This window comes from Streptomyces sp. NPDC093221 (assembly GCF_044753885.1).
Lineage (GTDB): Bacteria > Actinomycetota > Actinomycetes > Streptomycetales > Streptomycetaceae > Actinacidiphila.
The window spans coordinates 323,791-346,582 of the sequence record NZ_JBIVOA010000008.1; the positions used below are offsets into that span (position 1 = coordinate 323,791).

At 71.7% G+C, this 22,792-nt stretch carries 25 protein-coding genes; 10 read left to right on the forward strand and 15 right to left on the reverse strand.

What is annotated here, in order from left to right:
• Window positions 1-14 precede the first annotated feature (14 nt).
• From ACIQCJ_RS27855 to ACIQCJ_RS27875, 5 genes are read right to left on the reverse strand one after another with little or no spacing between them, the layout of a single operon-like run.
• Window positions 15-875: a hypothetical protein gene (locus ACIQCJ_RS27855; protein ID WP_402712897.1), complete on the reverse strand. Its 861-nt coding sequence runs from the start codon at window positions 873-875 to the stop codon at window positions 15-17.
• 51 nt (window positions 876-926) lie between these two features.
• Window positions 927-2,147, reverse strand: coding sequence for an ABC transporter permease (locus ACIQCJ_RS27860; protein ID WP_355339680.1), 1,221 nt, complete (start codon window positions 2,145-2,147; stop codon window positions 927-929).
• Entirely contained in the window at window positions 2,144-3,055 is a 912-nt protein-coding gene (locus ACIQCJ_RS27865) for an ABC transporter ATP-binding protein (protein ID WP_402712898.1), read from the reverse strand. Before ACIQCJ_RS27865 ends, ACIQCJ_RS27860 begins: the two co-directional genes overlap by 4 nt.
• A 42-nt stretch (window positions 3,056-3,097) precedes the next feature.
• Entirely contained in the window at window positions 3,098-3,253 is a 156-nt protein-coding gene (locus ACIQCJ_RS27870) for a hypothetical protein (protein ID WP_402712899.1), read from the reverse strand.
• Window positions 3,250-4,623 carry an efflux RND transporter periplasmic adaptor subunit gene (locus tag ACIQCJ_RS27875; RefSeq protein ID WP_402712900.1) on the reverse strand — a complete coding sequence of 458 codons (1,374 nt, stop codon included), beginning with the start codon at window positions 4,621-4,623 and terminating at the stop codon, window positions 3,250-3,252. The genes ACIQCJ_RS27870 and ACIQCJ_RS27875 overlap by 4 nt, the downstream gene beginning before the upstream one ends.
• Before the next feature lie 319 nt (window positions 4,624-4,942).
• Here ACIQCJ_RS27875 and ACIQCJ_RS27880 point away from each other — a divergent pair, with 319 nt between their 5' ends.
• The 3 genes from ACIQCJ_RS27880 (at window position 4,943) to ACIQCJ_RS27890 (ending at window position 8,504) form a co-directional block, all read left to right on the forward strand.
• Window positions 4,943-5,626, forward strand: coding sequence for a hypothetical protein (locus tag ACIQCJ_RS27880; protein ID WP_402712901.1), 684 nt, complete (start codon window positions 4,943-4,945; stop codon window positions 5,624-5,626).
• 166 nt (window positions 5,627-5,792) lie between these two features.
• A complete protein-coding gene (locus ACIQCJ_RS27885) occupies window positions 5,793-7,865 on the forward strand; it encodes a TerD family protein (protein ID WP_402712940.1) in 2,073 nt (690 codons plus the stop codon).
• 165 nt (window positions 7,866-8,030) lie between these two features.
• Window positions 8,031-8,504: a carboxymuconolactone decarboxylase family protein gene (locus tag ACIQCJ_RS27890; protein ID WP_355339668.1), complete on the forward strand. Its 474-nt coding sequence runs from the start codon at window positions 8,031-8,033 to the stop codon at window positions 8,502-8,504.
• A 73-nt stretch (window positions 8,505-8,577) separates the two neighbouring features.
• Here the strand turns inward: ACIQCJ_RS27890 and ACIQCJ_RS27895 are convergent, their stop codons facing one another.
• Window positions 8,578-9,291 (reverse strand): SDR family NAD(P)-dependent oxidoreductase, encoded by a 714-nt coding sequence (locus ACIQCJ_RS27895; RefSeq protein ID WP_402712902.1) that lies wholly within the window; start codon window positions 9,289-9,291, stop codon window positions 8,578-8,580.
• Window positions 9,292-9,392: 101 nt separating this feature from the next.
• On the opposite strand from ACIQCJ_RS27895, the gene ACIQCJ_RS27900 reads away from it, so the two are divergent.
• From ACIQCJ_RS27900 to ACIQCJ_RS27910, 3 genes are all read left to right on the forward strand, one after another.
• Window positions 9,393-10,241 carry a helix-turn-helix domain-containing protein gene (locus ACIQCJ_RS27900; RefSeq protein ID WP_391158623.1) on the forward strand — a complete coding sequence of 283 codons (849 nt, stop codon included), beginning with the start codon at window positions 9,393-9,395 and terminating at the stop codon, window positions 10,239-10,241.
• Window positions 10,242-10,387: 146 nt separating this feature from the next.
• Window positions 10,388-10,873 (forward strand): GNAT family N-acetyltransferase, encoded by a 486-nt coding sequence (locus ACIQCJ_RS27905; RefSeq protein WP_355339659.1) that lies wholly within the window; start codon window positions 10,388-10,390, stop codon window positions 10,871-10,873.
• A gap of 45 nt (window positions 10,874-10,918) precedes the next feature.
• Window positions 10,919-11,554, forward strand: a complete 636-nt coding sequence (locus ACIQCJ_RS27910) for a TetR/AcrR family transcriptional regulator (RefSeq protein ID WP_402712903.1) — start codon at window positions 10,919-10,921, stop codon at window positions 11,552-11,554.
• Window positions 11,555-11,561: 7 nt separating this feature from the next.
• Here the strand turns inward: ACIQCJ_RS27910 and ACIQCJ_RS27915 are convergent, their stop codons facing one another.
• The 3 genes from ACIQCJ_RS27915 to ACIQCJ_RS27925 all read right to left on the reverse strand — a co-directional run bounded on the left by ACIQCJ_RS27915 (window position 11,562) and on the right by ACIQCJ_RS27925 (window position 13,424).
• Window positions 11,562-11,924, reverse strand: coding sequence for a hypothetical protein (locus ACIQCJ_RS27915; protein ID WP_355339653.1), 363 nt, complete (start codon window positions 11,922-11,924; stop codon window positions 11,562-11,564).
• Between the two features lie 96 nt (window positions 11,925-12,020).
• On the reverse strand, window positions 12,021-12,482 hold the full coding sequence (locus ACIQCJ_RS27920) for an RbsD/FucU domain-containing protein (protein ID WP_402712904.1): 462 nt from the start codon (window positions 12,480-12,482) through the stop codon (window positions 12,021-12,023).
• Between the two features lie 105 nt (window positions 12,483-12,587).
• The gene (locus tag ACIQCJ_RS27925; RefSeq protein ID WP_355340133.1) at window positions 12,588-13,424 is read right to left on the reverse strand and encodes a chitosanase; all 837 of its coding nucleotides are present in this window, start codon (window positions 13,422-13,424) and stop codon (window positions 12,588-12,590) included.
• Between the two features lie 231 nt (window positions 13,425-13,655).
• Between ACIQCJ_RS27925 and ACIQCJ_RS27930 the strand changes: the two genes are divergently transcribed.
• A complete protein-coding gene (locus tag ACIQCJ_RS27930; protein ID WP_355339648.1) occupies window positions 13,656-13,892 on the forward strand; it encodes a DUF2277 domain-containing protein in 237 nt (78 codons plus the stop codon).
• Window positions 13,893-13,924: 32 nt separating this feature from the next.
• Window positions 13,925-14,365, forward strand: coding sequence for a PPOX class F420-dependent oxidoreductase (locus ACIQCJ_RS27935; RefSeq protein WP_355339645.1), 441 nt, complete (start codon window positions 13,925-13,927; stop codon window positions 14,363-14,365).
• A 634-nt stretch (window positions 14,366-14,999) separates the two neighbouring features.
• Here ACIQCJ_RS27935 and ACIQCJ_RS27940 read toward each other — a convergent pair.
• Together ACIQCJ_RS27940 and ACIQCJ_RS27945 are read right to left on the reverse strand one after the other, a co-directional pair.
• Complete coding sequence (locus ACIQCJ_RS27940; RefSeq protein ID WP_391041857.1) at window positions 15,000-16,463, reverse strand: LCP family protein; 1,464 nt, start codon at window positions 16,461-16,463, stop codon at window positions 15,000-15,002.
• Window positions 16,464-16,801: 338 nt separating this feature from the next.
• Window positions 16,802-17,668, reverse strand: a complete 867-nt coding sequence (locus ACIQCJ_RS27945) for a helix-turn-helix transcriptional regulator (protein ID WP_355339639.1) — start codon at window positions 17,666-17,668, stop codon at window positions 16,802-16,804.
• 181 nt (window positions 17,669-17,849) lie between these two features.
• On the opposite strand from ACIQCJ_RS27945, the gene ACIQCJ_RS27950 reads away from it, so the two are divergent.
• Entirely contained in the window at window positions 17,850-18,326 is a 477-nt protein-coding gene (locus ACIQCJ_RS27950; RefSeq protein WP_355339636.1) for an ATP-binding protein, read from the forward strand.
• A 39-nt stretch (window positions 18,327-18,365) separates the two neighbouring features.
• Here ACIQCJ_RS27950 and ACIQCJ_RS27955 read toward each other — a convergent pair whose 3' ends face one another.
• Window positions 18,366-18,602 carry a DUF397 domain-containing protein gene (locus ACIQCJ_RS27955; protein WP_355339633.1) on the reverse strand — a complete coding sequence of 79 codons (237 nt, stop codon included), beginning with the start codon at window positions 18,600-18,602 and terminating at the stop codon, window positions 18,366-18,368.
• 256 nt (window positions 18,603-18,858) lie between these two features.
• Here ACIQCJ_RS27955 and metG point away from each other — a divergent pair, with 256 nt between their 5' ends.
• Entirely contained in the window at window positions 18,859-20,592 is a 1,734-nt protein-coding gene (metG, locus tag ACIQCJ_RS27960) for a methionine--tRNA ligase (RefSeq protein ID WP_355339630.1), read from the forward strand.
• A 31-nt stretch (window positions 20,593-20,623) separates the two neighbouring features.
• Here the strand turns inward: metG and ACIQCJ_RS27965 are convergent, their stop codons facing one another.
• From ACIQCJ_RS27965 to ACIQCJ_RS27975, 3 genes are read right to left on the reverse strand one after another with little or no spacing between them, the layout of a single operon-like run.
• The gene (locus ACIQCJ_RS27965) at window positions 20,624-21,433 is read right to left on the reverse strand and encodes a hypothetical protein (RefSeq protein WP_402712905.1); all 810 of its coding nucleotides are present in this window, start codon (window positions 21,431-21,433) and stop codon (window positions 20,624-20,626) included.
• Between the two features lie 29 nt (window positions 21,434-21,462).
• Complete coding sequence (locus tag ACIQCJ_RS27970) at window positions 21,463-22,287, reverse strand: hypothetical protein (protein ID WP_402712906.1); 825 nt, start codon at window positions 22,285-22,287, stop codon at window positions 21,463-21,465.
• Entirely contained in the window at window positions 22,277-22,792 is a 516-nt protein-coding gene (locus tag ACIQCJ_RS27975; protein ID WP_355339621.1) for a SigE family RNA polymerase sigma factor, read from the reverse strand. The genes ACIQCJ_RS27970 and ACIQCJ_RS27975 overlap by 11 nt, the downstream gene beginning before the upstream one ends.

Sequence of the window (22,792 nt, forward strand, 5' to 3'; positions counted from 1 at the left end):
CTGTGAAGGCGGGGTCAGTTGCCCGTACCGCCGCCCGAGCCGCCCGAGCCGCCCGCCGTACCCGTACCGCCGCCCGCGCCTCCGGCACCTCCGGCACCTCCGGCGCCGCCACGGCCGCCGAAGCCTCCGAAGCCGCCGCCGAAGCCGCCCGCGGTGGCCGCGCCCTCGGTGACGGTGGTGGCGGCGATGTCGCCTGAGGAGTTCGCGCTGCCGCGTACGGTCACGCTCTGGCCGGGCTGGAGGTCCGAGGTCTTGCCGTCCTTGGTGACGGTGACCTTCGTGGAGCCGCCGGTGGTGACCTTGACGATGCCGCCCTGGGCGTCGGTGACGTAGATGGTGTCGCCGTCCACCAGCTTGACGGTGCCGACGGTGACGCCGGAGCCGGTGCCGCCGGAGCCGGTGCCGCCGGTGCCTGCGCCGCCGGTGCCTGCGCCGCCGCCCGCGCCGGGAGCCGCGCCCGGCGCCGTACCGGAGCCCGTACCCGTGCCCGTACCCGTACCCGAGCCCGTGCCCGTACGGCCGTTGGCGCCCGCGAAGGCCGAGGCGAAGTCGCGGGCCGCTGCCGAACCGCCGCCGGACGAACGGCCGTTGAGGTGGTTCTTCTCCACCAGCGCGCCGCCCGCGAAGGCCGCCGCGGCGACGACGCCCGCGGACAGCAGCAGCGTCAGCCAGGGCAGTTTGCGGCGCGGCGGGGCGGCCAGCTCGGCCGAGATGTCACGGGCGTCCGGCGGCTCGGACAGGACGTCCTCCGGCCGTTCGGTGAGCACCGCCTCGCCGGGCCGCTCGACGATCTCCACCTCGCCGAACGTGTCGGTGAGCGGCAGCAGCTCCGTGTCGGCGTCGGCCTTCACGAGTTCGGTGCGGCGTCGCGCCATGTCCGGTTCTCCCTCGTCCCTCGTACGTCGTGCGGTGTGGTGGTGGACGGCCTACTCATGGCGCAGGGCCTCGATCGGGCGCAGGGCGGCGGCCCGGTTGGCGGGGTAGCTGCCGAAGAACAGGCCGATGGCGACCGCGATGGCGAAGGCGCCCCACACCGACTCCGGGATGATCACCGGTTTGATGCCGACGATCGTGAAGCGCGAGCCGATCAGTCCCGCCACCACCCCGAGCCCGCCGCCGACCAGCGACAGCAGGGTCGACTCGGCGAGGAACTGCCCGAGGATGACGCCCTTGGGCGCGCCGATCGCCTTGCGGATGCCGATCTCGCGGGTCCGCTCGGTGACCGTCACCAGCATGATGTTGGTGATGCCGATCCCGCCGACCAGCAGCGAGATCGCCGCGACCGCGCCGAGCAGCACCGTGAACGTCCTGTTGGTGTCGGACTGGGTGCTGAGCAGCGACTGCTGGCTGCTGACCCGGAAGTCCAGCGCGTTGGCGTCCTTGATGCCGTGCGTGCCCATCAGGATCGTGGTGATCTCGTTCTGCGCCGGGGTCGTCGCGTCGGCCGACGTGGCCTCCACCAGGATCTGGTTGACCGAGCCGAAGCCGGTGAAGGCGTTCTGCACGGTCGGCAGCGGCGCGACCAGGATGTCGTCCGGGTCCTGGAAGCCGGTGCCGCCCTTGGTCTCCAGCACGCCGACGACCGTGAACGGCGTCCCGCCGAGCACCACCTTCTTGCCGACCGGGTCGGCCGTGCCGAACAGGTCGGTGGCCGTGGTCGAGCCGATCACCGCCACCTTGCGGGAGTTGAGGACGTCGTCGGCGCTGAAGTAGTCGCCCTTGGCGACCTTGCTGTTGGACGCCTTGAAGTACGCGGGGTAGGTGCCGACGACCTGCGCGACGTCGTGCGAGGTGCCCTCGTACAGCGCGGTCTGCGAGGACGTGGTCACTTCGGGGGCGACGGACTCGATGCTGGGCGCGGCCGTCGGGTCGGCGAGCGCCCGCGCGTCGTCCACGGTCAGCGGCTTGACGGTGGTCGCCGACGAGGACGAACCGCCGCCGAATCCGGCGCCGGAGGAGATGGTCAGCGAGTTGGTGCCCAGCTTCTCGATGGAGTCCTTGACGGACTGCGAGGAGCCGTTGCCGACCGCGAGCAGGATGATGACGGCGGCGACGCCGATCAGGACGCCGAGCATGGTCAGTCCGGAGCGGACCTTGTTGGCGGCGAGGCCGCCGAAGGCGAAGCGGAGGGTCTCGAAGGGGTTCACGCGGTGCCCCCGCTTCCGAAGCCGTTGCCCGTATTGCCTACGCCCGTACCGCCATTGCCCGTACGGCTGTTGCGCGTACCGCCGTTGCTGCCGTTGCCGTGGCGGCTTCCGGTGAGGGCCTGACGCCGGCCGCCGGTTACCGGGTCCTGCGGGTGGTGCGCGGCGAAGGACGCAGGGTCGCGCAGCGCGGGCGGCGGGCCGTCGGCCGGTGCCTGGCGCCGGTCCTCGACCACCTGGCCGTCGACCAGCGTGATCACCCGCTTGGCGTGCCGGGCGACCTCGTCCTCGTGCGTGATCAGTACGACGGTGCGCCCGGAGGCGTTGAGCCGGTCGACGATGGCGAGCACTTCCTCGGTGCTGTGGCTGTCCAGGTTTCCGGTCGGCTCGTCGGCGAGCAGCATGGCCGGTGCGGTGACCAACGCCCTTGCCACGGCAACGCGTTGCTGCTGGCCGCCGGAGAGTTCGTTCGGCCGGTGGTCGACGCGGTCGGCGAGGCCGACCAGCGCGAGCGCCGCCAGCGCGCGCCTCCTGCGCTCGGCGGACCGCACACCCGCGTAGGCCAGGGGGAGTTCGACCTGCGCGAGCGCGGGGGTGCGCGGCACGAGGTTGAACGACTGGAAGACGAAGCCGATCTTACGGTTGCGGACGAGCGAGAGCTGGTGCTCGTCCAGGCCGCCGACGTCGATGCCGTCGAGCAGATAACGGCCCTCGGTGGGGATGTCGAGGCAGCCGAGGATGTTCATCAGGGTCGACTTGCCGGACCCGGAACTGCCCATCACGGCCACCATGTCGCCCTGTTCGACCAGCAGATTCACGCCGGGCGAGACGCCGGTGACGGGGTCGGGGTCGCCGCCGAGCGCGCGCACGGCGGCGTCGCCGTGCCCGTACGTCTTCAGCAGCGACCGCACCTCGATGACCGGCGGGCGGCCCCAGGGGCTGTCGTCGTCCCCCTAGACACCCGCGGTTTCCTCGCGGCCCGAGTTCTGCTCGACGCCCGAGGTCTGCTCGACGCCCGAGGTCTCTTCCGCGCCCGGACTCTCTTCGGCGTCACCGGTACGGGCGCCGGGCCGCAGGCCGCCGAGGCGCTGCCGCAGGGCGGGCCTCATCCGCGGCCACCGCCGGCACCGCCGCCACCGCCGGTACGGAAGCCACCGCCGCCGCCGATCCGGTTCGCGCCGCCGCCGAGGCCGCCGGGGAACGCGCCGCTCGGGAAACCGCCGTTGCCGGAGGACGCGACCGTGGCGATCTGCACCTGCTGGCCCTCCTTCAGACCGCTGGTGATCTGGTCGGCGGTGTCGCCCTCGACGCCGACGGTCACGGACGTACGGGTCGTGCTGCCGTCGGAGTTGACCACCGTGACCGTACGGTTGGCGCCGGTACCGGAGACCGCGGCGGTCGGCACGTTCAGCGCGCCGGACGCCGAGCCGGTGATCACCTGGATACTGGCGCTCAGGCCGGTCCGCAGGTCCGCGGTGGGGCTGGTGATGGCGAGCGTGGCCGCGTACTGCACGGCGCTGCTGCTCCCGCCGCCGCTGCCGCTTCCGCTGCTCACCGGGAGCGAACTGACCGACAGCACCTTGGCGTTGAGCACCGTGCTCGACTGCGCGTTGAGGGTGACGGTGGCGGGCTGGCCCGCCTTGACCTTCAGCGAGTCGGCCTCGGAGAAGTTCGCCGTCACCTGCATGCCGGTGGGGTTGGTCAGGACGACGAAGCCGGACGGGGTGCTGGAACCGCTGCTGCTCGACGTGGAGTTGGAGCTGCTGGAGTTCGAGCCCTGGCCGCCCGAGCCGCTGCCGGTGCCGCCGGTGCCCGACACCGTCTGGCCCTTGGCGGCCGAGACCGAGGCGACCGTGCCGGACACCGGGGCCTTGAGCGTGGTGCCGTCCACCGCGCGCTGGTCGGCGTCCACGGCGTTCTGGGCTTGCGTCAACTGGGCCTGTGCCTGGGCGAGTTGGGCCGGGTCGACGGTGTAGGTGGGGGACGGCGTGGGCGTCGGGGCGGCGTCCCGCGAGCCGCCGCTGCCGGAGCCGGTGTTGGAGCCCGTGCCGGAGCCGCTGCCGGAGCCCGTGGTGGAGGTGACCAGCTCGCCCGCCTCGACCTTGGTGAGGTTGGCCCGCGCCGCCGTCAGCGTCGCCTGGTCCTGCTGCAACGTCTCCTTGGCGTCGGTCGGATCGACCTTCGCCAGCACCTGGCCCTTGGTGACCTTGTCGCCCGGCTTCACGTCGACCTCGGTGAGTGTGCCGCCCGTGGTGAAGTCCACACCGGCGTCGCTGGGCGAGGCGAGCGTGCCGGAGCCGGACACCGTCGCCAGCACCGTGCCCTTGGACACCGTCACCACGCGCGCGCCCGTACCACGGGTGTTGCCGCTGTCACCGTTGTTGACCGCCGCGTAGGCGCCGCCTGCGCCCGCGAGGACCACCACGCCGAGCACCGAGTTGATCAGGACGGCCCTGCGCCGCCGTGGGAGCACCTTCATGGCGCGCATCCTGGCCGCCGACGCCTTTGATGGCCTGGGAGAAGGCTGGGAGTTTCCTGGGAACGGCGCCGTGCGCGAGGCCGCCCCGCCACGGCACGAAGCGGTCGCTTTACGTCTCAACCGGACCGTACGGCGGGCCCGTACGGGTCGCGACGGCCGATTCGCGCGCCCCGGCTCCCCGGGAACTCACAGCTCGCGCCCTGGCTGTGCCTAACTCGCGGCGGTTCACTCATGCGCCGCCACTCATGGGTGCTCGTGTCCCGCGCGTGCGCGTGGGTGAGCGGCGCCCCCCGCCCCCGCATCCGAGGAGACCACGGTCATGACCCTGACCACCACCCGGCAGTCCGCGCGCCGCTCCGCGCTGCGGGCGGGCGCGTGCGTCGCCGTCCTCGCCTCGGGCGCGCTGCTGCTCACCGCCTGCTCGTCGTCGGGCTCCTCTGGCTCGGCGTCCGCCGACGCGAAGGCGTCGTCCTCGTCCTCGCCGTCGTCCTCCGCCAAGGGCGCCTCCGGCGGCGCGCAGGACATGGCGGCCTACCGCGACTGCCTCTCCCAGCACGGCGTGAAGCTGCCGTCCTTCTCCGGCCGCCCCTCCGACCGCGCGTCCGGCCGTCCCTCGGGCCGCCCCTCCGGCCGCCCGAGCGGCGGATTCGGCGGGGGCTCAGGCGGCTTCGGCGGTTTCGGCGGTTTCGGCGGCGAGTCCGCCGACCCGGCCACCCAGAAGGCCATGGAGGCATGCGCCTCGCTGCGCCCCCAGTTCAACGGCCAGCGCGGCGGCGGCCCCGGCGGCGACAGCTCCGCCTTCCAGGCGTTCACGAGCTGCCTCAAGGACCACGGCGTCACCCTCCCCACCCCCTCCCCCAACGCCTCCGGCTCCCCCACCACCCGCCGCGGCGGCTTCGGCTTCGGCGACCTCAACACCTCCGACCCGAAGACGGCCAGGGCCTACACCACCTGCAAACCCCTCCTCCCCACCCGCCCGCCCGCCTCCCCCTCACCGACATAACCGCCCTCCCGCCCCAGCCGTCCGGGGCACAGGTGCCCCCTTATCCGGGCACATGCGCAAAGGGCCGGGCGAATGGGATCGCGCGGGCACATTGCGGCGCTAAGGTGCAGGCAGCGCACGGCGGTTGTGCGCTGGGTCACAGCCTGTGGGGGGCCGTATGCGCGAGATGGTCAAGGGCGGCAATGTCGGGCTTTCGGCATTGAGCGAGCACGCCGGGGCGGTGATCGTCAGCCTGGGGTGGAGCAGCGCGAGCGGGGACGGGGACGCCGATGTGTCCGTGTTGCTGCTGGACGGCGACGGCAAGGTCCGCAGCGACGACGACTTCTACTTCTACAACAACCCCGCGGCGGCGGACGGAAGCGTGCAGTTGCTCGGCAAGACCCCGACGGAGAACGGCAGCGAGGACCGGATCAGCCTGGATCTGACGGCCGCCGCCGGGGATGTGCAGCGGATCGTGCTGGCGGCGAGCCGGTACGGGGGCGCGCGGTTCGGGGACCTGGACGACCTTCGGCTGACGCTCGCCGACGGCAACGGCGAGGGGCTGCTGCGGTTCACGATCGAGGACGCGGGCCCGATCGGGGCCGTGATCTTCGGGGAGCTGTACCGGCGGGACGGCGGCTGGAAGTTCCGGGCCGTCGGTCAGGGGTACGACTCGGGACTCGCGGGCCTGGCAACGGACTTCGGCATCGACGTGGACGACGCGGACGAGACGGCGGCCGACGAGGAGCCGGGCGGCGCGCTGGAAGCGGCGCCGGAGCCCCAGGCTCCCACGGACACGTCGGCGCGGGTGGCCGTTCCGGACCCGGCACACGCCCAGGACCCGGTGGCCGCCCAGGACCCGGTGGGCACCTCGGCGTCGATCCCCCGGCAGGTCGCGCCGCAGGCCGCCGTCCCGACGGCCGCCTCGTCGGTCGAGCAGGCACCGCCGCCCAAGCGCCCCCGCACCGCCCGCAAGAAGGTCACGCTGCCCGCCGTCACCCGCAAGTCCCTCGCGGAGAACGACTCCTGGCGCATGGCACGGCTCTTCCCCGCGGGCACGCTCAAGAGCGACCGCGAGCGGGAGACCAGGGCCACGTCCGTACTGCTCTCGGTGATGGCCCAAGTGCCCGAGTTCGGACGGCGGTTGACGGCGGCGTTCGGTGCGCCCGCCGGGCGGATGGAGACGTACACCGAGGTCTCGCTGCCGCACGGCGGCGAGAGCCCCAAGCGGCCCGACGGGCTGATCCGGGTGGAGCGCGCGGGCAAGCTGTGGACCGCGCTGGTCGAGACGAAGACCAACGGAAATCCGCTGCGGACCGCGCAGGTCCAGGACTACGTGGACATCGCGGGCCGCCGCGCGTACGAAGCGGTGATCACGCTCTCCAACGACGTCGCCCTGGACGGCAGTCCGCTCGTGGACGTCAAGATCGACGGCCGCCGCAAGCACAAGGTGGCCCTGTGGCACCTGTCCTGGGCGGAGGTCACCCACCAGGCGCAGATGCTGATCCGGCACGAGGGCGTCGGGAACGCGGCGCACGCCTGGCTGTTGCAGGAGTTGCTGTACTACCTCCAGCACGAGAACTCCGGCTGCCACGGCTTCCAGAACATGGGCCCGGCCTGGGTGCCGGTGCGCCGGGGCATCGACGAGGAGACGCTGTGCGAGGGCGATCCGCGCGCCGTCGACGTGGTCGCCAACTGGGAGCGGCTGATCCGTCAGGTCTGTCTGCGGCTGGGCGGTGAACTGGGCCAGAAGGTGCTGCCGGTGCAGCGGGTCAAGCGCGGCACCGACCCCGGGGAGCGCCGCGCCGCGCTCGCCGACCGGCTGTGTCGCGAAGGGCGCCTCCAGGCCGAGTTGCGGATCGAGGACAGCCCCGGCGTCCTCGGTCTCACCGCCGATCTGCGGACCAGCAAGTTGCGTACGTCCCTGGACGTTCCCGCGCCCGCCGCCGGCTCCCCGCTGACCTGGGCGAAGCGACTGGTACGCCAACTTCCCGACGCTCCCGCCGACTTGCACGTGGAGACGCTGGTCGACGGACGCGGCTCCGGCCCCCGGGGAACACTGGAGCGGCTGCGCCCCGAGCCCGCCGACCTGCTCCCCCGGGACGGCGCCACGATCACCGGCTTCCGCCTCTCCCTCTTCAAGGGCATGGGCAGCACCCGCGGTACGGCCGAGACCGGCTTCATCCGCAGCGTGGACGAAGCCGTCGACCGCTTCCACGACACGGTCGTGACACCCCTCCAACGCGGCCCGCGCGGCTAGACCCCGCCGTCCCGCCCGCCCCCGCCCCCGGAGGGGAGACGGGGGTCACTTCGGGGGGCGGTCACATCGGGGTGGGGCGGGGCGTCAGGGAGGTGCGTGCGCCGGGGACGTCGTGGAAGGGCGGCGGCGGCGCGGAAACGCACGAGCCCGAGGAGTAGTAACGCCATGGAAGCCCGTCTGAACCTTTTCGAGAGCCCGCTCGCCGCGAAGTCGCTGCGGCACCTCACCGCGGCCGGCAAAGTGCTGGCGGACTCGACGGTGCCGCTCGCCACCCAGGAACTGGTACGGCTGCGCGCCAGCCAGATCAACGGCTGCGGATTCTGCACCGACATGCACACCAAGGACGCGGCGGCGGCCGGGGAGACGCAGCAGCGGCTCAATCTGGTGGCCGCCTGGCGCGAGGCCAAGGTCTTCACCGACGCCGAGCGCGCGGCTCTGGAGCTGGCCGAGCAGGGCACCCGTATCGCCGACGCGGCCGGGGGCGTCGCGGACGAGGTGTGGGCGAACGCCGCCAAGCACTACAACGAGGAGGAGCTGGCCGCCCTCGTCACGGGCATCGCCCTGATCAACGCCTTCAACCGGCTGAACGTGATCATTCAGCAGCCCGCGGGGGACTACGAGCCGGGCATGTTCGGCTGAGAGCCAAGGGGCGGGCGGCACCCGCGGCCCCGGCGTACAGGGGCCGTCGGGGCCGCCCCGTCAGGGGCCGCGGCTACCAGGGCAGCGGCCCCTCGGCGTCGAAGTACCCGCCGGTCGGGCCGTCGGCCGGCACCTGCGCCATCCGGACGATGATCTCGGCGCCCTGCTCGACCGTCTGGACCCCGGTGTTCCCGTTCAGATCGGTCTTGGTGAAACCGGGCTCGACGGCGTTGATCCGCATCTCGGGGAACGCCTTCGCGTACTGCACCGTGATCATGTTCACGGTGGTCTTCGACGCCGGGTACGCGACGCCCGGATACGCGTAGGCGGGGGTGCCGGGGGCGCTGAGCCGGGACAGCGAGGCCAGCCCGCTGCTGAGGTTGACCACGACCGGCGCGGCCGAGCGGTGCAGCAGCGGCAGGAACGCGTGGGTGACGCGCACCAGGCCGAAGACGTTCGTCTCGAACGTCTCCCGCATGACGTCGGCGGTCAGGTCGGCGGCGCCGACGACGCCGTTGTCGGCGGTCCTGCTCTCGATGCCCGCGTTGTTGACCAGGACGTCGAGGCCGCCGTCCGCCGCGATCGCCTCGGCCGCAGCCCCGACGGACGCGTCGTCGGTGACGTCGAGCCGGACCGCCCGCGCGCCCGCGCCCAGCCGCTCGACGGCCTCCCGCCCGCGGTCGGCGTCCCGGCTGCCCACGTAGACGGTGTGCCCCGCGGCCAGCAGGCGGCGGGCGGTCTCGAAGCCGAGGCCCTTGTTCGCTCCGGTGATCAGTGTCGTTGTCATACGTCCACGGTGCGGCAGGCCCGCCGGGGCAGCCAGTGGCCCGGTCTTCCTGGGACTGCCGGTACCAGGACGGCGCGGGCCGCACGGTGCACAGTGGAACCATGGCGACCACGGAGTTCGGGCACACGGTACGGCGCTGGCGCGACCGGGTCTCCCCCGAGGCGGCCGGGCTGCCCGCCGGGGGCCACCGGCGGGCGGCCGGGCTGCGCCGCGAGGAGCTGGCCCTGCTCGCCGGGATCTCCGTCGACTACGTCACCCGGCTCGAACAAGGCCGCGCGGCCAACCCCTCCGAGCAGGTCGTCGAAGCGCTCGGCCGCGCGCTGCGGCTGACCACCGCCGAGCGCGAGCACCTCTTCCACGTCGCCGGACTCGTCCCGCCGGGCCAGGGCACCGTCCCCGCGTACATCACGCCGAGCGTGCAGCGCATGCTCGACCGGCTGACCGGGACGCCGGTCGCCGTCAGCGACGCCGCGTGGACGCTGCTGCTGGCCAACCCCCTGTACGTGGCCCTGATGGGGCAGCAGCAGGGCAACGACCGCAACGCGATCTGGCGCAATTTCCTCGGCTCCGGCTCCCGGGTCCGCCACACCCCCGAGTCGCTGCGGCTGCTGGAGATCTCCCAGGTCGCCCAGTTGCGCGCCACCGCCAACCGCTACCCCGCCGACCAGCGCCTGCGCCGCCTGGTCGCCGAGCTGCGCGCCCGCAGCCCGCGCTTCGCCGAGCTGTGGGAATCCGGCGAGGTCACCCGGCACGACGCCTCCCGCAAGACGATCGACCACCCGGTGGTCGGCCCGCTGACCCTGGACTGCGACATCCTCAGCGTCGCCGGAAGCGATCTGCGGATCATGGTCTACACCGCCGAGCCCGGCACCGAGGACGCCGAACGCCTCACCCTGCTCGGCGTCGTCGGCACCCAGGCGCTCAGCCCCGCCGGAACCCCCGGCACCTGACCCGCCTCCGTACGCCTCGCGGAAGACGGCGCGGACGACTCTCCCGAGCCCTGCTGCCGGGGCGGTGGTCCCGCGGTCTGCCGCCGGGGCGGTGGCGCGTGGGGGGCCGGGGTGAGGCGGCGCGGGCGCTCGCGGATACTTGGGGGATGCGGACGAATGGGGCGGTACAGAGCGCTGACCTGCGGTGGGCGCTGCGCGCGGCCGTCGCGGGGGACGTGGAGCCGATAGCCGAGCTGCGGGCCGTCGTGATGCGGGCGGATCTGGAACGGCTCGGGCGGTACGACGGGCACCGGGTACGGCAGCGGCTGCGGGACTCGTTCTCGACGCGGTACACCTCGGTCGTCACCGTCGAGGGGGACTTCGCCGGGTGCGTGACGCTGCGGCCCGCCGAGACCGGCGGCGCTCTGCTCGAACACTTCTATCTGGAACCCCGTTACCAGGGGCGGGGGTTGGGCTCGGCCGTGCTGCGGGAACTGCTGGGCCGCGCCGACGCGCGCGGCGAGGACGTACGGCTGAACGTCCTCCAGGGCAGCGCCGCCCGGCGGCTCTACGAACGGTGGGGCTTCGTCCTGGAGACGGAGGACGCGGTCGACGTGTTCATGGTGCGCCCCTCGCCGGTCGCGAACGCCTGAGGTTACGGCGATTCACCTTGTGGTGACGGGTGTTAACCTGCGGATATGACGCCTTCCGTCGAGCGCACCGCACCGGCCCGCCGCAGTGGACAGCACCACGGCGACCTCCGCAACGCCCTGGAGCGGGCCGCCCTCGGCCTCGTCGCCGAGCGCGGGCCGCATGGCTTCACGCTCGCGGAGGCCAGCCGGCGGGCGGGGGTCAGCGCGGCGGCGCCGTACAAGCACTTCGCCGACCGGGACGCGCTGCTGGCGGCGCTGGCCGAGCGCGGGTACCGCGAGCAGCACCGCCGGTTCTCGGCCGCCGTCCGTCAATCCGCGGACCCGGTCGAGCAGTTGGCGGACTTCGCCGCCGCCTACGTCCGGTTCGCGGTGGAGGAACGGGCCCTGTTCGACATCACGTTCAGCGCGGGACTCGACAAGTCCCGCTATTCGAGCCTGGCTTCGGCGGGCGACCAGGTGCTGACCGCCGTGCTCCCGACGGCCCGCCGCCTCACCTCGGGCGACCGCGCGGTGGAGTTGATACTCGACGTCTCCTCGGCCGCGCACGGCATGGTCCTCTTCCTCGCGGAGGGTCTGCTCGGCCCGGCGCCGGACGCCGTCGCCCGCGCGGAGTCCCGCGCCGCGCGCACCGCCCGCGCCCTGGCCCGCGCGCTGCCGACCGTCGCGCGGGAGCCGCGCTGACGCGTCGTCAGAGGTCGGTGATCTCCTGGGCGTAGAGCGTGGTGAGCGGCTGCGGGCCCACGTACTGCTGGCAGTTGCACGTGCCCGGCTCGTAGTGCGTGGGCTTCTTGTCCGCGTCCCAGGCCGTGGGGACCTCGACGGTCTCGTGGCAGCGGCCGGACTTGTCGTGCTTGGCCAGGTGGTGGGTGCAGCCGCAGACCGGCTCGGGGCCGCGCCCCGCCGCCTCCAGCTCGCGGCGCTCCTTGCGGTCCGCCTCAAGGCGCTCCATCGTGCGCTCGTGCCGGGTGCGCAGCGCGGTGCGGACGGTGTCGGCGATCGAGGTGAAACCGCCGACCGCGAAGAGGGCGATCACCCACCAGAGCCAGTTCATACGGAAGGAACCCCCGTGTCGAGCGTGCACAGCGTGTGGGCCCCAGCGTAAGCCGCCACCCGGCCGGGACGGCAGGGGGCGAAGGGCGTCCGCCGCTCAGCGGTCCTCCGACCGCACTCCGATCGTGAGCAGCAGATTGGCGTACGTACGCCGGTCGCCGGTGGCCACCACGAGGGCGGTGTCGGGGCCGCGGGCCGCGTCGTAGAAGGCGAAGCGGTCGAGGCCGTCGAGGGTGAGGCCGGGGAGGGCGGTACGGAACTCCGCGAAGATCTCCGGCGCGGAAAGGTCGGAAGTGTCGGACGTCTCGGAAGTGTCGTCACGGTCAGGCGGCGGGGTCATGACGGCCGCCGCCTCGATCGGGACCGCGTCGACCAGGGCGTCCAGTACCTCGGTGACCAGCAGCCGGTCGGGGCTGAGGTTGAGGTAGACGCGCTCGGCGGCCGGGTTGGCGCCCGTGGTGTGCGGATAGTGGCCGTCGCTGATCAGGACGCGGGAGCCGTGGCCCGCGGCGGCGAGCGCGGCGAGGATCGCGGGGTGGGTCAGTCCGTAGCGCAGCATGGGCGGCGACTCCTTCGATACATCCGATCTCTGCATCCGACCCCGGGAGCGTACCCGGCCCGCCGACACAAGGGTCGGCGGGCCGGGGGCGGGAAGCGTCGGGCGCTACGGAAGCGTCAGGATCTGGTACGAGTCCCCGTACGTCTTCCACTTCAGCGGCGGGTCCAGGTTGAGGTTGCCCGCGTTGAGGAAGACGCGCTGCTCGGTGTCGACGCGGCTGGTGTCGTCGTGGGCGTCCTCGGTCTTCATCGCGGCCTTGCGGGCGTCGAGGAAGGCATTGAGGTACGTGGTCTCGTTGCCGCCCTGGGCCGGGGTCTTGGCCTTCTTCATGGCGGTCTTGCGGATGCCGCCGAAGCTGACGGAGTCGTCGCCGGGGCCGTGCATCACGATGGCGTCGTAGTAGATGAACTGGCCGAGGGTGCCGAGGCCGTCCGTCTTGGCCTGGTTGACCGACGGGTTGAAGTAGACGCGGTCGCGCTCGTCGTTCTGCGCGGTCTGGAAGACGGTGTCCTTGGCGGCGGTCTTCCACGCGCTCACGAAGGCCGAGCCGAGGCCGGAGTGCGAGTCGGAGCCGTTGACGCTCTCCAGCGCGGGGAGGTACTTGGCCAGGACGTTGCCGGGCTTGAGGTCGTTGTAGTGCTTGACCAGGTCCAGCATGTCGCCGGTGCCGGAACAGAAGCCGATGATGCCCGCGGTGTAGCCGCGGCCGTCGCCGATGTCCTCGATGTACTTGTACTGGGCCTTCCAGTCCAGCGAGGAGTTCTCCGCGCTGGAGACCAGCTCCATCGCGATTTCCTTCTTGTGCGGGTCGGCGAGACCGGCTGCCGCCGCCTTGGGCGCGACGGCGGCGGCGTGCGCGCCGGGCGCGGTGGCCGCGTTGCCCGCCGTGGCCAGGGCCAGCGAGGCGCCGCCGCCCGCCAGTACGCCGACGGCGGCGATCATGGCTATCCGGCGGCTGGGGCGCCGGTTCGAGCGGTGCGAGTGGGGGGATCGGTGCACGTGCGTCTCCGTTTCCGGCCGTCGGAGGAACGGCCAACTGCGGGGGCCTGCTGTGCAGTTAGGAAAGGTTCCTAACCAATGGAGAGCATTGAAGCACTGCGACGGCCGCACGCCAAGGGGCCGCCGCGACCGAGTTCGTGGCGCGATGTCGTACCCCCGCGCGACACTGGAGGCATGTGCAGAAGCATCAAGACCCTGCGACCGCCGATGACGCCCGATCCGGACGAGGACGACATCGAAGCGGCGGCGCTCCAGTACGTCCGCAAGATCTCCGGTTTCCGCGCGCCCGCCGCGCACAACCGGGAGGTCTTCGACGCCGCCGTGGCCGCCGTCGCCGCGGCCACCGCCGACCTCCTCGACGGCCTGGAGGTACGCGGCGCCGCCGCCCGCGCCCACGGCGGGGCGGCCTGACCCCCGGACCCGCCCGGCCCTAACCTGACCCCATGCAGCACATGACCGAGGCCGAATGGCGCGCCTTCGCCTCCACCGGTACCCGCACGGGGAAGCTCGCCGTCCAGCGCAAGGACGGCGGTCCCCACGTCACGCCCGTCTGGTTCCTGCTCGACGACACCGACCCCTCCGACATCCGCGTCGTCTTCAACACCGGCAGCGACTCGCTCAAGGGCAAGGCCCTGCGCCGCGACGCCCGCTTCGCGCTCTGCGTGGACGATCAGGAGCCGCCCTACTCCTACGTCCTCTTCGAGTGCACCGCCGAGCTCGTCGAGGACCCCGCCGCCCTGCTTCACTGGTCCACCAAGATCGGTTCCCGCTACATGGGCTCCGCCCGGGGGGCCGAATTCGGTGCCCGCAACGCCGTTCCCGGTGAATATCTCGTCCGTGGCCGCATCAACCGTGTCACGGCCCAAGCCGCCGTAGCCGACTAGCCCCCGGGCCCCGCCCCCGCCCAGAACGGTGAGCCGATCTTTCCCGGGCCCCGCCCCCGCACCCGCACGTGGCCCGGACGGTGGGCCGATCTTTCCCGGGCGCCGCCCCCGCACCCGCACCTGCCCGGGGCAGTGGGCCGGATCTTTCCCGGGGCCCGGCCCCCGCACCCGCACCTGGCCCGGACGGTGGGCCGATCTTTTTAGGGGCGCGGGGAACTGCGCGACCAGCCCCCACCGGGCTGCCAGCCCGAAAACAACCGCATCTGCCCCGCTGGGGCCGGTTCTCACGGCGCACCACCGCCGTGGCTGAGCGCGCAGTTCCCCGCGCCCCTAAAAACACGTGGCTGGCCCCCCGGCAAAAGAACCGCACCAGGGCCGCGCCCCAAAAAACACGTGGCTGCCGCCCCGGCAGAAGAACCGCCCAGGGCCGCGCCCCTAAAAAATCGGCGTGCCGACCAGCGCAAGGAAACCGCCCAGGGACCGCGCCCCCAAAAAACGCGTGGCTGCCGCCCCAGCAGAAGAACCGCCCGGGGCCGCGCCCCGAAAAGATCGGCGTGCCGACCAGCGCAGAGGAACCGCCCTGGGGCCGGGCCCCTGGAAGAGCGCCCCTGCCCGGGAGGGGCCCGGCGGGGGGCTAGCCGTAGGAGAGTTTTTTGCAGGGGTCGGTGTCCGCGGCGCGAGCCTGCTGCGTGAGATTGGTGGGCAACGGCTTCGGCTTGCTCGCCGCCGAGGCGAAATCCTGGCCGACGACGAGATTGATGCCCGAGATGGCGAGCGGAGCGAGCTCCGCGCCGGGAAAGAGCTTGGCGAGCTCGGTGGCGTGCGCCTTGTCGGCGGGCCCGTACTCGATACGGGTGGTGGCGTGGTCCTGGGACTTGGCGGTGGAGGTCCCGGTGACGGTGTAGCCGGAGCCCTTGAGCTTGTCGGCGGCCTTGCCGCCGAGCCCGTCCACGGTGGTGCCGTTGAAGACGCCGACCGAGACGCCGGTGCCGTCGACCGTGGCGGCGGGCGTCGGGGAGGCCGTCGACTTCGGCTTGCCCGAGGCGTCGACGCCTTCCAGGGTCCGGTTGGCCCGCAGCTCCGCGAAGAGGTCGTCCACGTCGGGGTGGACGAGGTCGATGCGCGGCCCGTCGTACTTCCACGGCGCGGTGATGAACTGGATGTTCTTGAGGTCGATGTTCTTCAGCGACAGCCCGAAGGACATCAGCTTGGTGGCGCTGCCGAGCCCCGGGTCCACGGTGAGCGACTTGGTGGCGGCGTCGGCCAGCGGCAGCAGCGTCGTCGGGTTCATGCCCTGCCCCTTGATCTTGGCGATCAGGGCGGACAGGAACGCCTGCTGCCGCAGCATGCGGCCGACGTCGGAGTTGTCGCCGACCCCGTGCCGTACGCGGACGTAGTCCAGTGCCTGCTGGCCCTGGAGGTTCTGCATGCCCGCGTCGAGGACGACCTTGCCCTTGCTGCCGCGGTTGGGGTTCATGTCCCCCTGGTAGATCTTGTTCGGCACGCAGACCTCGACGCCGTGCACGGCGGAGGTCATGGACGCGAAGCCCTCGAAGTCGACCACCATGGTGTGGTCCACGCGCAGCCCGGACAGCTTCTCGATGGTGTTCTGCGTACACGCCGGATTGCCCTTGGCCGTGTCGCCCATCGAGAACGCCGAGTTGAACTGCGCCCTGGGCTGGTCCGGCGACCACTTGCCGTCGGGCAGCAGGCACGGGGGTATGTCGACCATCGAGTCACGCGGTACGGAGATGCCCACCGCGTGTTTGTGGTCGGGGTAGACGTGCAGCAGGATCGTGGTGTCCGAGCGGCCGATGTCGCCGGAGGCGGAGCCGCCCAGCTTGCCGTTCGCGCCGGAGCGGGTGTCGGAGCCGATCAGCAGGACGTTGACGGCGGTGTGGCCGTTGGCGTCCGCGGGCCCGGCCTTGGGCCGGTTCTTGCTCAGCCCCGCCGAGTCGAACGTCGAGATATTGGCGTTGAGCTTCAGGTAGATCGCGCCGGCGCCGCCGGCCAGCAGCACCACGAAGGCGACGGATATCGCGATGATCCAGCGCTTGCGACTGCGCTTGGGTTCTCGCTTGCGCCCACGAACGCCCATTCCCACACCTTCAGTCCGGTGGCTCGCACGCACACGACGAAGCCCCAACGTTTACCACTTGAACCATCCCGCTCGTATGACGCGCGTCACACCGGCTCCGCCTCGGGGGAATTGCCCGGCGAGACACTGTACGTGGTGCGCATTTCGGTAATCGTCAATGCGGGGAGGGTGACGGAATCGGGAGCGGAAGCTCCGCATCCGCGGCTGTCCGTGGCGCGGCGCGCACGCGAAGGGCTCGGGGCGCACGCAAAGGGCCGGGGCACACGCGAAGGGCCCGGGGCACACGCGAAGGGCCAACTCCCGCCGTCATCGGCGGAAGTCGGCCCCGGGCGCACGGCTCACAGTTCGCGCTGGAAGGAGTTCAGCCAGTCCAGGGAAGCGGTGGGCGTCAGCGCGACATCACTCAGCGCGTTCATCGCCTTCTGGTACTCGACCACTTCGTCGGGCTTGTCGATGTAGAGCGCCCCGGTGAGCTGCTCCAGGTAGACCAGGTCCGGCAGATCGGACTCCGGGAAGCTCAGCAGCGTGAAGGCGCCGCCGCCCGCCGCGTGCCCGCCCGTGGCGAACGGCAGGATGCGGACGTCGACGTTGGGCCGCTCGGCGGCTTCCAGGATGTGCCGCACCTGGTCGATCATCACCTGCCGGCCGCCGAACGGACGGCGCAGCGCGCCCTCGTCCATGACGGCGACGAAGTGGGGCGCCTGCTCGGAGACGAGAAGCTTTTGCCGCTCCAGGCGTAGACCGACTCGTCTTTCCACCCAGGGCACGGCTGCCTCGGGGTGACCAAGCCGGATCACCGATCTTATGTAGTCCTCGGTCTGCAACAGGCCGTGCACGAACTGCACTTCGAAGGTGCGGATCAGCGCGGCCGACTCCTCCAGGCCCACGTACGTCTGGAACCACGTCGGCATGACCTCGCCGTATCCGTGCCACCAGCCGGCCGCGTTGGCCTCGCGGACCAGGCCCAGCATGGCCGCCCGCTCGGCTTCGTCCGTGACCTCGTAGAGGGTCAGCAGATCGGCGACGTCACGCTCCTTGAAACTGACTCTTCCCAGCTCCATGCGGCTGATCTTCGATTCGGAGGCCCGGATCGAGTAGCCCGCCAGCTCGCGGGTGATGCCCTTGGACTCACGCAGCCGCCGCAGCTGCGCTCCGAGCAGCATTCGTCGCACGATGGACCCGCCTCCCGGCTGCCCTGCGCTCATAGGTCACGCTCCGCCCTTGGTTCATCAGCAGTCTGCCACTAACGGACTGCGCGGTGTACCCGTTCGGTCACTCTCCACCGACACGTGCATCAATTCCTTGCAGATGCACGTGCAGACGCTCTTGCATCGGAGGGTGCTGATCCATGAGCATGGTGGACGTGCAGATACCCCGGGGGCACGTATGAAGGCAGAGGCAGTCGCCGTGCTGGAGCCGTTATGGCAGGGAGTGCTCGCGCCTGAGCGCGTGGCCTCGGGTAACGGAGCCACCTGTGAGCTGCCCGCCGCCCTGGAGTCAGTGGGTGAGGCACGTCACTTCACGCGCGCGACGCTCCAACGATGGGATCTGTCCACGCTCCGCGACTCGGTCGAACTGGTCGCGTCCGAGCTGGTGACCAACGCGCTGCGGTACGCGGTGCCGATCGGCGCGCCCGGCGCCCCGGTACGGCTGAGCCTGGTGCGCTGGACCTCGCGCGTGGTGTGTGCGGTGCGTGACCCCAGCGGGGTGGCGCCCGTCGCCAAGGACCCTGATTTCGTGGCCGAGACCGGCCGCGGACTTCATCTGGTGGACTCGTTCAGCGAGAACTGGGGATGGCACCCGCTGAGCGGCACGGGAAAGGTCGTCTGGGCGCTTTTTCTCACACCGGGCGGACCCTGTTAGTTCCGCCGGTTCCACGCGGGTCGCGGCGCAACCGGCGCATTACGGGACCAGGTGGTCGAATTCACCGGCTTTCACGCCGATGATCATCGATTCGATCTCCGCACGTGTGTATATCAGCGCCGGACCCTCGGGGAAGCGCGAATTCCGTACGGCGACCTCGCCGTCGGGCAGGGCGGCGAACTCGACGCACGTTCCATTGGCATTACTGTGACGGCTCTTCTGCCAGACCACTCCACGTAGGTCTTCTGCAGCCATTCCGTTGTGCGTCCGGCGCATCAGCCACTCCCCATAAGTGCCATGTCTGGTACGGCAGATCATAACTCGTTGGGCAGGCACGTGCATGTGCACGTGCACGTGCACGTGCAGTCACTCGCTGTGATCTTCAGGGCTCGACCCCCCGGGGCTGTTCACAGCCCTTCACAGCCCGGCTACCCGGAAAAGGGGCGGCGGATGCCCCCCGGTCGTCCGATACGATATTGACCGTCCGTAGAGGAATTACTCACTCCCCGCAACGAATTGGGAGCAGCCCGCAATGGCGCGTCACCTCATCACCTCAGCCCTCCCCTATATCAACGGGATCAAGCATCTGGGCAACATGGTGGGGTCCATGCTCCCGGCCGACGTCTACTCGCGGTATCTGCGGCAGCGCGGCCACGACGTCCTCTACATCTGCGCCACCGACGAGCACGGCACCCCCGCCGAGCTGGCCGCCAAGGAGGCGGGCCTGCCGGTCGACGTCTTCTGCGGCCAGGCACACCTCGCGCAGAAGGCGATCTACGACGGCTTCGAGCTGTCCTTCGACCACTTCGGCCGCAGCTCCTCGGCGGAGAACCGCGACATCACCCAGCACTTCGCGCGCAGGCTCAACGAGAACGGCTTCATCGAGGAGCGGGCCGTCCGGCAGGTCTACTCGCTCGCCGACGAACGCTTCCTGCCCGACCGCTACATCGTCGGCACGTGCCCGTACTGCGGGTACGACAAGGCCCGCGGCGACCAGTGCGAGAACTGCACGCGGGTGCTCGACCCGACCGACCTCATCGACGCGCGCTCCGCGATCAGCGGCAGCAGCGCGCTGGAGGTCCGCGAGACCAAGCACCTGTTCCTCCTCCAGTCCAAGCTCGCCGGCGAGGTCGAGGCGTGGATCGACGCGAACGGCGCCGACTGGCCCACCCTGGCCTCGTCCATCGCGCGGAAATGGCTCACCGAGGGACTCCAGGACCGGGCGATCACCCGTGACCTGGATTGGGGCGTTCCCGTACCGGCCGACACCTGGCCGGAGCTGGCCGCGGACGGAAAGGTGTTCTACGTCTGGTTCGACGCACCCATCGAGTACATCGGTTCCACCAAGGAGTGGGCCGACGCCGCGTCCGAGGGTGAAGTACGGGACTGGAAGTCGTGGTGGTACGAGGCCGACGACACGGTCCGTTACACCGAGTTCATGGCCAAGGACAATGTGCCCTTCCACACCGTGATGTTCCCGGCGACCCAACTGGGCACCCGTGAACCGTGGAAGAAGGTCGACTACGTCAAGGCTTTCAACTGGCTGAACTACTACGGCGGCAAGTTCTCCACCTCGCAGCGCCGCGGTGTCTTCACCGACGCCGCCCTCGAGTTGCTGCCCGCCGACTACTGGCGCTACTTCCTCATCGCGAACGCGCCGGAGTCCGACGACACCTCCTTCACCTGGGAGCTGTTCGCGGCGGGCGTCAACAAGGACCTCGCCGACACCCTCGGCAATTTCGTCAACCGCGTCCTGTCCTTCTCGCGCAAGCGATTCGGCGACGAAGTGCCCGCGGGTTCGGCGGCCGGCGCCGCCGAGGCGAAGCTCGGCGAGCAGATCGCAGCGCTCCTCGCCGAATACGAGGGCCACATGGAGACGCTGCAATTCCGCAAGGCCGCGCAGTCGTTGCGGGCGCTGTGGAGTGCGGGCAACTCCTACCTGGAGGAGAAGGCCCCCTGGATGGAGATCAAGACCGACCAGGACGGCGCCGCGCTCACGCTGCGTACCGCGATGAATCTCATCCACCTCTACGCGGTGGTGTCCGAGCCGTTCATCCCGGCCTCGGCCGCCGCCATGCGGGCCGCCTTCGCGCTGCCCGCCGACGACGCCCGCTGGGTCACCGCCGACGAGGCCCGCGCGCTGGACTCGGTGCCCGCGGGCACCCCCTTCACGGTGCCGCCGGTGCTCTTCGCGAAGATCTCCGACGAGGACCTGGCGTCGTACATCGAGCGGTTCGGCGGCGACCCGGACGCGCCGGCCGCCTGAGGAACGCGATCGGGGCCGTGCGTACGGCCGTTCAGCGCGCCAGCGCGGCCCCGTCGCCCATCACCACCACCGGGTGCAGCTTCGGGTCCAGGGTGCGCAGCAGCGTCCGCATGGCCTGCTGCGGCAGCGAGACACAGCCCTGGGTCGGGCCGCCGTGGTCCACGTGCAGCCAGATGCCGCCGCCGCGCGAGGCGCCCAGCGGACGCGTCCAGTCGCGCGGTGACGTGCCGGGCAGGTGGTTGTAGTTGATGGCGATGACGTAGTCGAAGGAGCCCGCCAGCGGCTCGCCCCTGAAGCCGGTGCCGGAGACGCTGAAGCCGATCGGCGCGTGGTCGTAGGGGAGTTCGGTGCCGGGGTCGGGGAGGTGGCCGCCCGCGTCGGTGAGGCCGAAGACGCCGATCGGTGAGCGCAGATCGCCGGTGCGGTGCGCGTCGGTCCAGCCGCGCAGCGCGTTGTGCGCGGCCCACACCGGACCCGAGGGCCGCCAACCGGCCGTGTTCTCGCGGGTGTAGAAGGTGACCTTCGCGTCCGGCGAGTCGGGGCCCGCGCCGGTGACCAGGACGGCCTGCCGCGCGTCGGCGGGGATCTGCGAGCGCGTCTTCGGCCCCAGGCCCGGCAGTTGGGCGGGCGGCGCGGGTGTCGTGCGCACCGGCTCGGGCGCGGACCTGCCCGCCCGGCCCGCGGGACCGCTCACCACCGTGCTCAGCGGCCCCTCGTCGCCGACCTTCGACGCCCGCACGCCCGTGCCACCGGCCACGCAGCCGGACACCAGCGGGGCGGCGGCCAGCGCGGTCAGGACGGCGGCGGCCAGGAGACGGCGGGGGCGGCGGGTGGTGCGCATGACGTGGCGGGGGCCTTTCACGGGAGCCTTCACGAGAAGACGGCGTTCTTCAGCGCGTCGTTGATCTGGGACTGCTGCGCGTCGGTGGCGTCGGCCAGGCACACCGAGACCTCGATCAGGACGTCGGAGCCGGACGCGTCGGTGAGCAGGGCCTTGGTCTGCGCGGTGCCGCCGACCGCCCGGCAGGCGCTGACGACGACGGACGAGGTCACCGGGTGGCCGTCGGCGTTGAGCTTGTCCACCGTCGTCTTGCTGTGCCGGAGCGTCAGCATCATCAGCGCCCCGCCGCGGGTCAGGGTGCGGACCAGCGGGGTGCAGAAGCCGTCCAGCGGCTTGACGCAGCCGTCGGTGGGCAGGCCGAGCGCCTGCGAGGAGGCGAAGACGTCACCCGTCTTGGGCGCGACGACCGTCGTCCAGCCGGGCGGCAACCGCAGGTCGAGACCGGCCAGTTCGGGGAAGTGGTACGTGACCGCCGCCGACGCGGCGGACGCCGACTCGGTCGCGCGGGTGGTCTGTCCGAGGCTCGGGGTCGGGCTCGGACCGCTGTCCACCGGGCCGGTCGCCGTCGGAGCGCTCGCCGTCGGGCCGCCGCTGCCGGACGCGGGCGGCGCGAGCGAGGTGACGACGGCGGGCGGCGCCGGGGCGCTCGCCGCGCCGCCGAGACCGGGCAGCACCGTCCCGGCCGCCGCGACCGCCACCACGACGGCGGCGGACATCCCGACCGCGCGGCGCCTGCGACGGCGCAGCGCACGCTCCTTGACCCGCTCCAACCGCTGTACGGGGGCGGGCAGTTGGGGCACCGCGCGCTCCAGCAGGTCGCGCAGCTCGTCCTCCGCGAAACGCTCATCCGGCATGGTGTTCACCTCCGACGCCCGTGTCGACCGCTTCGGGCAGCCGTCCGCGCAGCGCCCGCAGCGCCTTGGACGCCTGGCTCTTGACGGTGCCCTCCGTGCAGCCGAGGACATCCGCGGTGTCGGCCACGCTCAGGTCCTCGAAGTAGCGCAGCACGACCACCGCGCGCTGGCGTACCGGCAGTTCCCGTATCGCCGCGGCCAGCGCCTGCTCCAGGTCCACGTCCCCGTACGGGTCCGCCGGCTGCGGGCGGTCGGGCAGCTCGCCGTGCGGCACCTCGCCGCGCCAGCGCCGCCGCCACCACGAGGCGTGGGTGTGCACCAGCGCCTTGCGTACGTACGCCTCCGGGCTGTCGCCCGCGATCCGGTGCCACTTCGGCCACACCCTGGCCAGCACCGTCTGGAGCAGGTCCTCTGCGAGGTGCGGGTCGCCGGTCAACAGCCACGCGACCCGCAGCAGTCTGGGGCCGCGGGCCGCCACGAACTCCTCGAAACCGGGGTGCGACAC